The 14,722-nt window shown below is 40.8% G+C and carries 12 protein-coding genes and 4 pseudogenes; 8 read left to right on the top strand and 8 right to left on the bottom strand.

Features of this window, described 5'->3' with window-relative positions; translation table 11 throughout:
- The coding region (locus tag O9332_RS17695; RefSeq protein ID WP_288026636.1) for an RNA-guided endonuclease InsQ/TnpB family protein at positions 1-750 on the bottom strand (750 nt) is incomplete at its 3' end.
- Between the two features lie 175 nt (positions 751-925).
- Here O9332_RS17695 and O9332_RS17690 point away from each other — a divergent pair.
- Entirely contained in the window at positions 926-1,237 is a 312-nt protein-coding gene (locus O9332_RS17690) for a transposase (protein WP_012265041.1), read from the top strand.
- Positions 1,238-1,561: 324 nt separating this feature from the next.
- Here the strand turns inward: O9332_RS17690 and O9332_RS17685 are convergent, their stop codons facing one another.
- Together O9332_RS17685 and O9332_RS17680 are read right to left on the bottom strand one after the other, a co-directional pair.
- Positions 1,562-3,097 (bottom strand): serine/threonine-protein kinase, encoded by a 1,536-nt coding sequence (locus tag O9332_RS17685; RefSeq protein WP_288026634.1) that lies wholly within the window; start codon positions 3,095-3,097, stop codon positions 1,562-1,564.
- A gap of 312 nt (positions 3,098-3,409) precedes the next feature.
- Positions 3,410-4,177, bottom strand: coding sequence for a DUF6816 family protein (locus tag O9332_RS17680; protein WP_002757894.1), 768 nt, complete (start codon positions 4,175-4,177; stop codon positions 3,410-3,412).
- A 35-nt stretch (positions 4,178-4,212) separates the two neighbouring features.
- Between O9332_RS17680 and era the strand changes: the two genes are divergently transcribed.
- From era to O9332_RS28455, 6 genes and pseudogenes are all read left to right on the top strand, one after another.
- The gene (era, locus tag O9332_RS17675; RefSeq protein ID WP_288026631.1) at positions 4,213-5,169 is read left to right on the top strand and encodes a GTPase Era; all 957 of its coding nucleotides are present in this window, start codon (positions 4,213-4,215) and stop codon (positions 5,167-5,169) included.
- Between the two features lie 157 nt (positions 5,170-5,326).
- Positions 5,327-6,004, top strand: a complete 678-nt coding sequence (locus tag O9332_RS17670) for a uracil-DNA glycosylase family protein (RefSeq protein ID WP_002757896.1) — start codon at positions 5,327-5,329, stop codon at positions 6,002-6,004.
- A gap of 3 nt (positions 6,005-6,007) precedes the next feature.
- The gene (gene rsmD, locus O9332_RS17665) at positions 6,008-6,553 is read left to right on the top strand and encodes a 16S rRNA (guanine(966)-N(2))-methyltransferase RsmD (RefSeq protein WP_002757898.1); all 546 of its coding nucleotides are present in this window, start codon (positions 6,008-6,010) and stop codon (positions 6,551-6,553) included.
- A gap of 556 nt (positions 6,554-7,109) precedes the next feature.
- Positions 7,110-8,414: a threonine synthase gene (gene thrC, locus O9332_RS17660; RefSeq protein WP_002757901.1), complete on the top strand. Its 1,305-nt coding sequence runs from the start codon at positions 7,110-7,112 to the stop codon at positions 8,412-8,414.
- Positions 8,415-8,520: 106 nt separating this feature from the next.
- Positions 8,521-8,796, top strand: a complete 276-nt coding sequence (locus tag O9332_RS17655; RefSeq protein ID WP_002757903.1) for a MoaD/ThiS family protein — start codon at positions 8,521-8,523, stop codon at positions 8,794-8,796.
- A 774-nt stretch (positions 8,797-9,570) separates the two neighbouring features.
- Positions 9,571-10,137 (top strand): annotated as a pseudogene (locus O9332_RS28455) (REP-associated tyrosine transposase).
- A 353-nt stretch (positions 10,138-10,490) separates the two neighbouring features.
- On the opposite strand, the gene O9332_RS17645 reads toward O9332_RS28455, so the two are convergent.
- Positions 10,491-11,465, bottom strand: a complete 975-nt coding sequence (locus tag O9332_RS17645; RefSeq protein WP_002757908.1) for an SH3 domain-containing protein — start codon at positions 11,463-11,465, stop codon at positions 10,491-10,493.
- A 310-nt stretch (positions 11,466-11,775) separates the two neighbouring features.
- Entirely contained in the window at positions 11,776-12,105 is a 330-nt protein-coding gene (locus O9332_RS17640; protein ID WP_002757910.1) for a DUF1214 domain-containing protein, read from the bottom strand.
- Positions 12,106-12,222: 117 nt separating this feature from the next.
- On the opposite strand from O9332_RS17640, the gene O9332_RS17635 reads away from it, so the two are divergent.
- Complete coding sequence (locus tag O9332_RS17635; RefSeq protein WP_043998910.1) at positions 12,223-12,762, top strand: hypothetical protein; 540 nt, start codon at positions 12,223-12,225, stop codon at positions 12,760-12,762.
- Between the two features lie 568 nt (positions 12,763-13,330).
- Here the strand turns inward: O9332_RS17635 and O9332_RS17630 are convergent.
- From O9332_RS17630 to O9332_RS28450, 3 pseudogenes are all read right to left on the bottom strand, one after another.
- Positions 13,331-13,795: pseudogene (locus O9332_RS17630) on the bottom strand (adenine-specific methyltransferase EcoRI family protein); the annotation flags it as partial.
- A 195-nt stretch (positions 13,796-13,990) separates the two neighbouring features.
- Positions 13,991-14,527: pseudogene (locus O9332_RS17625) on the bottom strand (adenine-specific methyltransferase EcoRI family protein); the annotation flags it as partial.
- A gap of 94 nt (positions 14,528-14,621) precedes the next feature.
- A pseudogene (locus O9332_RS28450) lies at positions 14,622-14,722 on the bottom strand (IS200/IS605 family transposase); the annotation flags it as partial.

Genomic DNA, 14,722 nt, shown 5'->3' with positions numbered 1-14,722 from the left:
CTTATCTTGGAGTTTCAACCAATTGTTCGAGCCTTTGACTTGATGTTTCAAGCGTCTTTGTAGCAATTTAAGCTTACTCTGTACTTTCAACAAAAATCGAGGGGCTTTGATTAAATCTCCCCGTGAAGTAGCGACAAAACTCTCAATCCCCGCGTCGATTCCTAAACAGGTCTTCCCTACTGTCATATCGGGAACTAATTCCGTAGATTGGAAAGAAACCGAAACGTAAAATCCCGACGCTTTTTGGATAATTCGAGCTTGTTTAGGCTCGAACCCAGACGGGTATTCTCTAGATGGCCGTATTCTAATTTTTCCTAATTGTAGAAAATTCAAACATCCATCCCCTAGAAAGTTTTTTGACAGCGCAGGGAAAACAAAACTTCGCATCTTTTTCTTAAATCTAGGAAAGCCGAAGCCTTTCGATTTTATCTGGTCAAAAGCTTTATCTACAGTTTTTAAGACTTGCTGTAAAACTTGAGCGTTAACCGTCTTTAATATCGCAGAGAATTTTTTAGCTTCCGTTAGATTTTTAGCTTGAACGAAGTAATTTGGATAGGGTTCATCCGCAGGAATTATGTACTCGGAAACTAACGAACAGCGATCCGCAAGACACTTTCGAGAGTTTAACCAATCTTTCCGTTCCGAGAGCGCGTAATTATAAACGCTTTTGGCAACATTAAGAATGTGGATGATCTCCCGTTCCTGTTGTCTGTTTACCTTTAGTTTGTACTGGTAGGTAAGCGTTATCACTGTCGTTCGTTTCGTGATGTAAAATTAGATTATAACACTTACCATCTAATATGTCAACTGATTACAATCATGGATTTCGCTCTGTTTATAGACTTACCGCTCACGTCGTATTCGTCATCAAATACCGGCCATTGCTATTAACGATGAAATCTTAGCCCGACTTAAAGAAATCTTTGTGTCAACGCTCACGAAATGGGAAAGCGTGTTGCTTGATTTCAACGGTGAATCAGATTACGTTCACCGGATTATTGATGACAAACCTGACATCGCTTTATCCAAATTAATCGCTAACCTTAAAACAGTTAGTAGTCGCTTAATTAGAAAGGAATTTCCGAATTTGGCGGCCAAGTATTTCGACAATAAACCTTATTTTTGGACGGGAGCTTATTTCGTGGCTAGTTGTGGCGGAGTTAAGTACCTAAGCAAAATTAATTACACATTTCGATCAAGCTTTTGCCTTTTGCCTCTTGCCTTTTGCCTATCCTAACCAAGAAATTAATTTTGCACGACTACTTACTGTCGAACAACTAAAAAAATACGTCGAGAACCAAAACTCCCCAAAAGTGGAAACGCTACCGCGTTAGTTTCATTCTGGTCGCGATTCATCTCCCGTTAACTGCGTAGCGGTTTAACGGGATTCCTCTCGCGACCTTGAGATAGAACTAGGGGGCAACCGCTTATTCTTAAGATTAGCCGAATCTCCCCCAATCCCTTTGCTGTTGCCAGAGTGCCTCGTCTCAACAAGCAATTTAAATGCGCGGGAGGTTCACCTGATCAGCCTTTCTCTCTCAAATCTTAAGGCCGATGCGTTTCATTTTTGAATTGGCGTAATGACGGCTGGAACGGTCGTGGCTGCTAATTTGCCGATCGCATCAATGATTCCCAAAGAAAAAGCATAACCCTGGGGACAGGGTAATTCATCACTGGAAAGAGGTAGTGAATCCCCTACGGTTGATAATAATGGCGGTTCTGTCGTCGTTTGGATGCTTTCACAATAGCTAACTCTCGTGACATAATTGGAGGGGGTTTTCCGAAAATTAGGAATACTGAAAGTTCCATAATCTGTCGGGTCTTTAGGTTGCCAATTTTGTTGGCGTTTGGTATCGGCATCTGACATTTTACCCCCCCATAAAACCGCTACATAACCATAACTATCACTTTGGCGAGGAATCGCGGCTATTTGCACTCCATGATTATTAATAACTTGTACCTCAAAATAATGGCTGGGTAGGGCAATTAATCCTGAGAGTTTTTCAAGAAATTTTCCCTTGTCTAAATAGGATGTATTTTGTACATTAACATAAATAGATAATAATTTAATTACTTCTAAATTGCTGGGGCGAATAATCGGTTGAGTTGGTGAGGTGGGTGGTTCAATCTTTGATGATTCTTGGGTGGTTTTGAACCCATAAAACAGGGCTATCAAAGCAGCAATTGCACTGCCAAACCACAAATAATTACCATAGACATTTTTCGCTTTGCGAGGCTGATTGAGGTCTTTTAATGCCGCTGAAGCTGATGTATAGCGGTTACTTAGACCTGGCGCAATTAGACCATCTAAAACTTCCGCTAATTGAGAACTAACCGTATTTTCCCCAAGCCAGTCTCGCCATACCCAATTATTATCACCATCCACTAAATTAAACGGTGATGTATTAGTTAATAAATAAATACAGGTTACACCTAAACTATAGAGGTCACTAGCAAAAACCGCTTTTCCTCGTAATTGTTCTGGGGCGACAAATTCCGCAGTTCCGATGCTAGTTCCCGTTTTAGCCAGGTTAGTTCCCGTGTGGAGTTTAGTCGCCCCAAAATCTACTAAAAAGAGACGTTTATCGCTTGTTCTACGGATAATATTAGCGGGTTTAACATCCCGATGAATTAGGTTTTTAGCGTGTAGATATTGTAAAATCGGTAAAATTTGATTGAGTATATCTCGGATTTGGCTTTCTCCAAATACCCCCCTTGCTGCTAATTCTTGTTCTAAGGTTTCTCCTGGAATGAACTCTTGGATAAGATACTGTTGTTCATCTATATAAAAATATGCCAAAAATTTGGGGATTTGGGGATGGTTAAGCACCTGTAACCTTTGGGCTTCTCGACGGAAGAGGCCAGAGGATACCTGAGCATCATTAGTCCTATGGGGGGAAAATTGTTTAATCGCACAGGGAGGGTGATTAGTTTCGCTTTCATCTATACCTAAATAGGTGATACCAAACCCCCCAGACCCAATTTCTCTCAATCCTCGATAGCGATCGCCTAACTTTAATGACTGACCGCAGCGTTCACAGGATACAATATCTTTAGGGTTTTCGTGGCGACAGGTGGGATTAAAACAAAGACTCATAGTTTTTCCCCAGGACATAGTTATCGCTTAACTCTAACACAGATGCTGAGACTATGAGACCATCAACTGTTGATGATTATTACTGAACTTCCCCGTTGACAAAAGGCCATAACATCTGCTGTAGGAGGGATTAAGAGTATTCAAACCAATCGTCCCCAAGTCCTCCAATAAAGTCCGAAAACTAGGCCCAGGAAAGTTCTCTTAATTCCTTTTGGACATAATCTTAGGTTTTATGGCTAGAATTGTCTCTTGTCTTTTTCTCTTCCTGTCTCCTCACCTAAGGGAAGATTTTTGATTTTTTCAGGATCTATATTAATCTTTCAGCAATTGTAAGCGATAACGATACAAAGCCACAGGACGATTCGGCGCTTGGAAATAATCAGGCGATTGGGGGGAAAGATAAATGGCTGTCACCTGATCGCCTAGAATTTTATTAGGAGATAATAACTGATAGGCGGTGGTGGTTTCCACCTCATTAAGATAAGTATTGGTTTCTCCCTGGAAAATTTGTTGACTAATTTCTGTGGCAATAAATTGATTTCGGCTAGGAGTTTCGCTATTTCTGGCAATTACCGTGGAAATTAGTTGATGAGCGCCCCGTAAAAAGGTAATCTGACGATTGGGATTATTGGGGTCAGTTTTTACCGATAATACCGATTGACTACCCAAATAGGCGCGACTAATTGCTAAACCATTAAAGGATCGATCGGCCACAATTGATGGTTTACTGATAATGGTGGATAAAAAGGCAGCATTTATCGGTCTGGACATAGCTTTCTCAATGAATCTCACTGGAAACTCGATCGATTGTTCTAGGTAACGACGATTACTTTCAAAACCAGGTGTGATAATCTGGGGAGCAAGAGGAGCGGTTAAATCGATCAGAGTACTGGTGACAGTCCAATTGCCTACCATCCAATCGGGATAAACTAAATCTCCGCTGGCAAAACTAACCACCGGTTTAGTCATCCAGCGAGGATAATTAGTTAAGCGATCGCTTAAATTTCCTGCCATAGACAATTTTAAATGGTTACTACAGCCTAGAATCAATACTAACAAGAACAAAATTATCCTTTGCATGGGTAAAAATATTTTTTAAGAAATATTCTTTAATTATGAACGATTTGATCAACTCCCAAGCCTTTAATCTCGATTCGGCAGTAATTCCCATCGCACCCACTGGTTTTAAATCGGGTTTTATTGGTATTATTGGTCGTCCTAATGTGGGCAAATCCACCCTGATGAATCAATTAGTGGGACAAAAAATCGCCATTACTTCTCCCATCGCTCAAACTACCCGCAACCGTTTACGCGGCATTGTCACCAGCGAGCGCGCCCAGATGATTTTTGTCGATACCCCCGGCATTCACAAGCCCCATCACGAATTAGGCAAAGTTTTAGTTAAAAATGCTGAAAATGCCATAAATTCTGTAGATTTAGTTTTACTTGTTGTCGATAGTAGTAATTTTTTGGGCGGTGGCGATCGCTATATTGCCGATTTACTGACTAAAAACCAAACTCCCACGATTTTAGGGCTAAATAAAGCCGATCAGCAACCGGAAGACCGGGAGCCTATCGACGATAGTTATCGCACCTTAGCGGCGGAAAATAACTGGTCTCTACTCAAATTTTCGGCACTGGAGGGGACGGGAATCGAAGAATTGCAAAATCTGTTAATTGATTCCCTCGAAGTCGGTCCCTATTACTATCCCCCCGATTTAGTCACCGATCAGCCGGAAAGGTTTATTATGGGCGAATTAATCCGCGAACAGATTTTACTGCAAACCCGTCAGGAAATTCCCCATTCTGTGGCGGTGGTGATTGAACGCGTCGAGGAAACTCCCGCTTTAACCAAGGTTTTTGCCGCCATTAACGTGGAACGAGCTTCCCAAAAAGGGATCGTCATCGGTAAAAATGGCAGTATGTTAAAAGCGATCGGCTCTTCCGCTCGATCGGCTATTCAAAAGTTAATCGCCGGGGAGGTATATTTAAAATTATTTGTGAAGGTAGAACCGAAATGGCGACAATCTCGCTCACTTTTAGCAGAATTTGGCTATCGCACCGAGGAGTGAATTGGGGTGTAGGGTGTGGGGTGTGGGGTGTGGGGTGTGGGGTGTGGGGTGTGGGGAAAAGGAAGAATAAATAAAAATAATCTCCTGAAGACTGAAGACTGATAATTTTCATTTTTGTAGTAGAATGGAGAGCCACTAATAACCGATTTCTGGAATAATGGCCGATATTAAAACCCTAATTAAACAGGTACACCAAGAGGCAAAAAAAGAGGATTTTCCCATCGATACCCTAATTTACCAAGAGGCAAAAAAAGACCCCTTTGAACCAGTTTTGTATGCTGGTAATCTTGCTAGTCAGTTATGCTTTTTTGGCCGGGATTTAGGACGAGATGAAGTGTATGCAGGACAACCTTTGATCGGGGCTGCTGGTAGAATGGTGAGAGAGGGATTTTTTCAAGCTTGGCAGGGGAGAAAATCCCACGATCGTCAAGAGCTATTATCGGTGTGCGATCGAATTTTCCTAACTAATACAGTTCCCTACAAACCCCCGGGTAATAAAGCTTATTCTGGGGAAGTGAAAGATCGTTTCCGTCCATTTATAGAAAAACTGCTCGTTTTTTATTGGCAAGGTGATCATATCATTCCTCTTGGCACGGAAGCTTTTAAATGGTTTGAACCCTACGGTAAACCCAAAGAAGTAGATAAATTCTATCTTGATAAAGAACGCTTTACCAAAAAACTCCTAGTTACCCTTACCGCTACCGATGAACAGGGATTAAAACAGCAAAAAAAAGTGACTTTATTGCCTCTACCCCATCCCTCTCCTCTCAATCAAAGATACTATGCCCTTTTTCCTGATTTATTACAAAAAAGATTAACTGAATTTGCCTTTTAACCGATGAGAATTTACGGCAATCGTCCCATAAAAACCCTAGCAGGACAATTAACCCGTCCGACGACAGCAAGGGTGCGAGAAGCTTTATTTAATATCTGGCAACAGAAATTATCCGGCTGTCGTTGGTTGGATCTTTGTGCGGGTAATGGTTCGATGGGTGCGGAAGCTTTATGTCGAGGTGCGAGTCTAGTAATCGGAATTGAACAATCAGGACGCGCTGGCGAAATTATCAAGGAAAATTGGCGCAATTTAGCAACTTCTCACCAGCAATTCCAAGTAATTCGGGGAGATGTACTGACAAAGTTAGCCACTTTAGCGGAGAAAAGTTTTGATTTAATTTATTTTGACCCTCCCTACGAAAGCGGGTTATATTTACCGGTATTAACTGCCATCTCTCAATCTAATTTATTAGATTCTCTGGGGGAAATTGCCGTGGAACACAATCCCAAATCTTGGCAAGCAATTAATCTAGAAGGTTTAACCATTTGTCGTCAAAAACGCTACGGCAATACTACGTTAACTTTTTATCAAAAAGCAGTTATCTCCTGACCACTGACTTGAAAGAGGGTGTAGGGTGTGGGGTGTGGGGTGTGGGGTGTGGGGTGTGGGGTGTGGGGGGAGAATAAATAAAAGCAATCTTCTAACTCCTGACGACCGGCTCCTGACTCCTGCCGAAAATGGTCAATTTTATTGGGCAGTCCAGAAAAAATTATTATTTCTCAACAAAATCACATAATTTGTCACTTTTCTTGACAATCATCCTGAGTAAAGCGAGAAACTTTCTGGCAACCGCAGTTAATCGCCCCCTGTTTAAGCTGTTTAAACAAAAATCAGAGCTTATTTCGATAAAATTCGCAGTAAATAGGCTATAGCCTCCTAAAACACTTAAATCCCTTCTCCTCGTCCTTTTTTTGACCTAAAACTACACCGAAGTTTCCTGACACAGCAGCTTAACCATCTCCCCTTAACCCTTGCTGCTCCCCAGAATATCACCTATTTTTTGTATAAATTTATACCCGACTATTTTTGTCGGGTATATTTGACACCAAGATTTTGCCGGTGATAGGATGTGTGTAGATTCAGTTGACGGCAAGACAGGAAAATCATGACCCTAGCGACAAACATCGAAACCTCAAAATTCATCCCCACCTTTACCCGCTTGGTTTCTAAGGAAGGAGGGACCTCCTACCCCCTGAAAGCGCTGAATATCTGCGAAGAAACCTTTGCCCCCCTAGAAGTGGACTACGATTACGACCTCATCCGTCGCACCGTTACCAGAGAAAGCATTCAAGCAGGTCCCAATTCCATCTGGCGCTATCGTTCCTTTTTGCCGGTGGAAAGTGAAAATCCTATCGATGTGGGTACGGGTATGACTCCCCTAGTTAAATCCCACCGTTTAGCCCGGCGCTTGGGTCTAAAAAATCTCTACATTAAAAATGATGCCGTCAATATGCCCACTCTCAGCTTCAAAGATAGAGTGGTATCCGTCGCCCTTACCAGGGCCAAAGAATTAGGTTTTACTACCGTTTCCTGTGCTAGTACGGGAAATCTGGCCAATTCCACCGCCGCTATTGCCGCTCACGCTGGTTTAGACTGTTGTGTTTTCATTCCCTCCGATTTAGAAGCGGGTAAAATTCTCGGCACCCTAATCTATAATCCCACGGTCATGGCGGTTAAAGGCAATTACGATCAGGTTAACCGTCTCTGTTCCGAAGTGGGCAATACCTACGGTTGGGGTTTTGTCAACATCAATCTGCGTCCCTACTATTCCGAAGGTTCCAAAACTTTAGGCTTTGAAGTGGCTGAACAATTAGGCTGGAAACTACCCGACCATATTGTCGCACCTTTAGCCAGTGGTTCCCTCTTTACCAAGATTTATAAAGGCTTCCAAGAATTCATTAAAGTCGGTTTGGTGGCAGATAAACCAGTGCGTTTTAGTGGCGCTCAAGCGGAAGGTTGTTCCCCCATTGCCCAAGCTTTCAAGGAAGGACGGGATTTTGTCGCCCCAGTTAAACCCAATACTATCGCCAAATCGATCGCTATTGGTAATCCCGCCGATGGTGTTTATGCCCTTGATATTGCCCGTAAAACTGGCGGTAATATTGAATCCGTCACCGATGCCGAAATTATCGAAGGTATTAAACTTTTGGCAGAAACGGAGGGCATTTTCACGGAAACTGCGGGCGGTACGACTATCGCTGTCTTGAAAAAATTAGTAGAAGCGGGTAAAATCGACCCCGAAGAAACCACGGTCGTTTATATCACCGGTAATGGTCTAAAAACCCAAGAAGCGGTACAGGGTTATATCGGTGAACCCCTGTTAATCGAACCGAAATTAGAAAGCTTTGAACGGGCCTTGGAACGTTCCCGCACCCTCGAACGCCTCGAATGGCAACAGGTTCTCGTCTAGAATTGATACTAAGGGATGATGGGGTGATTATCCTCTTGCCCCATCTCCACAAGCAATTTAAATTCGCGGACAGCTTACTGTCCTTTCCACTTTTTCCTTGATATCTATGGCTGTAAAAGTTCTCATTCCTACTCCCCTGCAAAAATTTACAGAAAATAACGCTACCATCGAGTGTAGTGCTAGTAGTGTCGGTGGTTTAATCGAATCCTTAGAAGCAAGTTTCCCCGGTATTAAGGCCCGCTTATGCGATGAAGAGGGCGCACCCCGGCGCTTTTTAAATTTCTACGTCAACAGCGAAGATATTCGCTTCCTCGATGGGACAAAAACCCCCTTAAAAGATGGCGATGAAGTCAGTATCGTTCCTGCGGTAGCTGGAGGTTAACCCCCCTATAAGTTTGTTTTCCGTCAATTGTAATTAGACCCCTAGAAAGTGATGTTTTCTGGGGGCTTTTGTTCAGGTAAGTTCTAAGCTGCCCGCGCATTTAAATTGCCTTTTGTCTCTCCTGATATGTAACCTATACTCAACGGATTTAGTAAGTAGGGAGGCAGAATTATTTGTAGGATGGGTTAGCGGTAGCGTAACATGAGCGGGCGTTGGGTTTCATGCTTCAACCCGACCTACGTTCTACACTAGCTTATGACTGATGATCAATTGAAACAACTAATTGAGTCTAATGCCAAATCTATTGCGGTTTTATCCGATGCAATGGCAACTGAGCGATAGGCGATCGCAGCAGATAGAGAAGAACGACGAGCAGAACGTGGCCAGCTATATCAATACTTGGGCAGAATTGCGGCAGCCCAATCCAATTTTTACGAAGTTCAGGCCGATTATAGCGTTTTTCAGTCTGCTGAGGTACAAAAGTTATGGGTTTTAGGCACTCATGCAAGAGGCAAAAGGCAAAAGGGAAGAAAAATAGGTGTACCTCACTAGCTTAGGAAACGCTATATTATCATCAATTAGCAGTATTATCTGAGCGTAAAACTCGCACAGAAGAACAAATTGTTAAAATTTTAAAGCATTTATCTATTACTGAATAATGACGCAGAAATCACTTTTTTAAGGAGAGAATAAACAGTTTGGTAGGTTGGGTTGAGGCACGAAACCCAACGCCAGTTGCGTAAACACCAATCCAATAAATGTTATTCTAACTTGATGCAATACCGTAGAGCAAAAACACCTAAAGCCACTTATTTTTTTACAGTTGTGACATACAATCGTCACAGAATTTTGTGTGAACCTGAAAATGTGGATTGACTACGAAATGCTTTTAAATATGTTATGCGACAACATCATTTTAAGATTGATGCTATTGTCATTTTACCAGCTCCCATTCATGCTCTTTGGACATGGCCTGAAACGGATGCAGATTTTTCAACTCGTTGGCGATTAATTAAAAGTTATTTTAGCCGTCAATGTCATTCTCAATATCAGGGTAAAATTTCAACATCTCGACAACATAAAGGAGAAAAGGCTATTTGGCAACGTCGCTTTTGGGAGCATCAAGTTCGAGATGGTCGCCAAGGGCGCGCCTACGGCGATCGAGATTTTGTTAATCATCTCGAATACATCCATTATAATCCCGTGCATCATGGATTAGTAAACGCTCCGAAAGATTGGCAATATTCCAGTTTTCACCGTTAGGTTGAAGAAGGAATTTATAATCAGATGTGGGGAGCTTCAGAAAGGCTGATCTTTGATAGTGATATTGGTATGGAATAAAATGTAGAAGTGGAACCCAAAAAATTAAGGTAAGAAATAAGGGCAATGTTGGGTTTCATCTCTTATAATCCTTTCTGTTGCATAAGAAAAACCGAAGAACCATAAAATGTAGGTTGGATTGAACGAAGTGAAACCCAAAAAATTAAGGTCAGAAATAAAGGCAATGTTGGGTTTTGTCACTAATAGTTGGTATCGAATAAAATGTAGATTGGATTGAACGAAGTGAAACCCAAAAAATTAAGGTCAGAAATAAAGGCAATGTTGGGTTTCGTCACCTCAACCCAACCTACAAGATCAGCGATCGCACTTACATGATTGATGATTTTGGCGATAAGGCGATAAGTTCATGAAAATTAGAACAAGCGAGTTATCCAGAAAAATAGTCCTCGTAATCCTAAACCCGTGAAGCTAATTACACTCAAAACAAATAGGCTCTTTTCCAAAGGCGTTGATCCCGGTATTCCATCGATTATCATGTCTATTGTGCCTATTTCAGTACACCTATTGATAAGTCCTATCATTGACTCCCAACCGTTGACAGACCTATACTTATCTTTCCAGTCTATAGCTTCTATAATTTTCTCTCGATCAGTTCTGGGTAATTTTCCCCAGCCTGATTCACAGTAAGCATCTGGATGTGTTCCATAAGCAAATTTACGGAAGGAATCGGGATTAAGCTCTAATTCTCCAAAAGCATCAGGATTAGCGACTAATTTATCTTCTATTTTCTGTTGTAAAGCTTTACCTACTTCTTTGATAAATTGCTGTCCTTTTGCAGTAAGAGTAGGAGATGTATCCTTCACAAATATATTCAGATATTTATCTCCAAATCCTAAGTAATAATCTGGTGCTTCTTTGCCAGGATTTCTTTTAATGAAATCGTCGTAACGGAACTGGTAGTAATCTAGATTTCCTAAAGATTCGGGTGGATAAGGAGTCGGTTTATTAGAACCATAATCAGCGCAACTTGTTGAACTTGTTTCTTCAAAAATATCAATACAGTCAGGCATCACCCATCCTTGTAGTTTAGTATCTTGATCAAATACCAAATACCAAAGACGATCTGCTTCATCTTTACTCCAAGCAAACTTTCCTGTAGGTGGAATCCGAACAACGTCAATATAAGTACCTGATTTCAAACAATGAATAATCGTGGCATTTATTGATGGTTCCGCTCGAAAATTGACACAACTATTACCTCTTACTTTATGAGAAGAAGTTTCACCATCAATTTTTTGTGCTACAACTGGTACAATGACATTTATATTAAGATAAGCCGTTAACAAGCCTAACAGAATATTGAGATTAAAAATAGATACTTTAATCATTAATATAACTCTCCGATTCAAAAATTTAAATTTTCAGGGTTTTCATAAATTTACAGGATTATCAGCGCGTAAATTTTCAAGATATAATTTGATCGCTTCTGTGATGTTTGCGATTGCGTCCTCAAAAGAATCTCCTTGATTGCGATCGCTGATCTTTTGGGTTGGGTGAAGGAACGCGAAGCAACTACGAGAAATAATAACCTCATTGTCGAGTTACTGCAATCATTCTCTCTGAATGAAGTGTGATCGCCGAATTTCATCACCTCAACCCAAGCAACAAATCGGCGATTCAGCCATATCCTAGATAGGACTATTTGAACAACTCGATTTCCCCTGGTCGCCAAGTCTTGTCAAACCAAGGCTCAAGCGGGCCATAAAGCCGAAGAATCGTATTCCAACCCGTTTCAGGAATTGTTTGTACCCAATTATTCTCCTTGCCAGCAGGCGGTTTCGGCCCGAAATAGATATCCACAGAACCATCGGCATTAACCAAAAGCCCTTTAGTCTGACTACCGACACTGGGAAACTGTTGATCCTGCTGCATCTGCGATCGCGTCTGATTACTGTAAAGAATAACTGACCAGAATAGCAGCAAGGCAGGATGTGTTAGCGCAACGCACAACAACCACAAATTCACCATGATCAAAAGCAAAAAGGCGCGTTAAGTAACGCACCTGACTTTGGCTTGATCTATTCGGAGCTTTTTCCAATGGGTTACAATGCCAATAAATAGATAATCTACGAACTAAGAGCGTGCATGGACATAGAGACCAAGAACGATCTCATAGAAGAAATTCTCGCTGCATGGAAAGACCGAATCGGTGATGACTACTTGGGTTACAGGGGTCATGTCTATCGAATGTTCAATTTCTGTCTGGCACTCCATTCCTGCACCGAAGAAGAAAAGACCAAGTTGGCGATCGCCGCCTGCTTTCACGATCTAGGTCTTTGGTCGGCTCATACCGTGGACTACATCCCACCTTCGGTGTCTGAAGTAAAGAGGTACTTATCCGAAACTGGGCAACAGGAATGGTCTGAGGAAATTGGACTAATGGTCGAGATGCACCACAAGGTTCGCACCTACAAGACAGACCGCTATCCGCTGGTGGAACTCTTCAGAAGGGGCGATTTAGTTGATTTCTCCCTTGGTTTCTTTAAGTTCGGCATTCCTCCCGCCTATGTGAGCGAGGTCAAAAAGGCCATTCCAAATAACGGATTTCACCGCTTTCTCATAAAAGGCGCACGCGAGTGGTTTGCAAAACATCCCTTCAGTCCACCACCCTTTATGAAGTGGTAATGCGATCCCTTGTGGGCATGGCCAAATCACCAATAACATCAGCTAAAATCATTGAACTCACGCTGCGCTCATTTCTCAAACCGAAAATTTGATCAATTGTCTCAAATGCACTCTAGCAAACGCATTGAGCGTTCTACTCGAATATTTATTAGTACAAAAAGACCATTTTGAGGTTAACGAATTGATTAGGGTTTGAGCGAGCCAATCAGCGCTCGCCCTCTCAGCAATGTTATGCTTACCTTATTCGCTAAAAAGCATACAGAATAAAGGTTACAGTTTGGTAGGTTGGGTGATCGGTACTCAACCCAATGCCAGTTGAGTAAACATCAGTCCAATAAATGTTATTCTAACTTGATGCAATACCGTAGAGCAAAAACACTTATTGACAATTGGCCAATTTTATGGGCCGCGTGGGCATTTCAATTGATACCGGTCAATCAGAATAGTATCGACCAAATGGGTCGATTTTTGCTTAACAATTGAGATGGCAAATTCTCCTCAAATATGCTTGAATCCTGGGTAGGCAACTCACATAAAGTTCATTTTGTCAAGGATTGTTAAGATGCGCTTACCCTGTTAAATCAATATATTCAGTTTGGATTCGTTTATTCTTGATTAGTATTCTAAAATAAGGACATTTCCCATTTACTGATAAATCTTTATCATCATTCCCCTTCCTGAATTTAATTATTTCAAATTGGTCGGGATTGAATTTATGTAAAAATGTTATTGGTACACCCATAACCCCCTTGAAGTCTAAGGGAATGTCTTGGGTTTTATTGACATTAATTCCATCATAATTGTCATATTTTGGATATTCAGCTTCATTGCCAAAATATCTTTTTGTCAGAGCCATATCTTCCTGTCGTTTTGATGTGTCTAAGTTGGTTAACCATAAACAATTATTTGGAGAAACTATTCTATTTCCAGAATTGTCAATACGAGCCTCTGTTCCATAAAGTTCATATTGTTCGGGAACAATGAAACCAGAAATACCTCTACCAAGATTTATTCCTAACCACGCTTTGTTTTCTGGTTCTTCGTTACTTGGTATGGTTCGGTAGGGTGTCATAAATCGACTAAATCCTTATCTGGCAAGAGATTTAATTGATTAGTTCGCTCTAGATCGAAAACAATTGACAAAAATCTCAGCAATGTCTCTCTCTATAAGGGTTTCATCTCTTATAATCCTGTATGTTGCATAAGACAAACCGAAGAGCCTGTTTTCTTTAATTAGTTTGAAAATTTCTTTATAGGTTATTGCATTAATATTGCCAATTATCAAAAACTTTTTATCGTATTTAACTAATTGAGCTACATATTCTCTGAATAATGAAAATGGGGGATTAGTAACAACAATATCGGACTTTTTTAATAGTTCAATACTTTCAGGACTACGAAAATCTCCATCCCCATTAAAGTAAACAATGTCAGGGGAAATAGGTTTATTTTTTTCTCTCTCTGTACCTGTATATTCAAAGAAAAAACCATTTTCATCTTCTTCTGTATTAAATAAATCTCTCCCTTGTTCTCGATAACAAGATGTTATTATTTTTTTTAGACCTAACTTTTTGAAGTTTGCAGCAAAATACTTAAAAAAGTTACTAATTCGGGGGACATCGCAATTGCAATAAACTACTTTATTTTCAAAATGACTTTTATAGTGTTGCAACTCACTTTCTATATCTGAAAGTTGTGTATAAAACTCGTCACTTTTTGATTTTTTAGCATTTTGCAATAATTTATTTGTCGCATTTCTTGCCATTTTAAATCTTTTTTGATTTAATAAATATTTTGTTTTTATTTACTTTTGGTTATCTGAATGAACTACCCCGCCGCAAGCGGACGGGGTATCAGAATCAAAATAGACTCAATTGTAGATTTTGGTGTAGCTGCAGGTATTCTTTATCTTGTTCTTTTACATATCTCGCTATCATACCTTCATCCCCATGCTTTCCTA

Origin of the sequence: Microcystis sp. LE19-10.1B, assembly GCF_027530565.1 — a bacterium.
GTDB lineage: Bacteria > Cyanobacteriota > Cyanobacteriia > Cyanobacteriales > Microcystaceae > Microcystis > Microcystis aeruginosa.
This window is presented reverse-complemented; position numbering and strand designations above follow the sequence as displayed.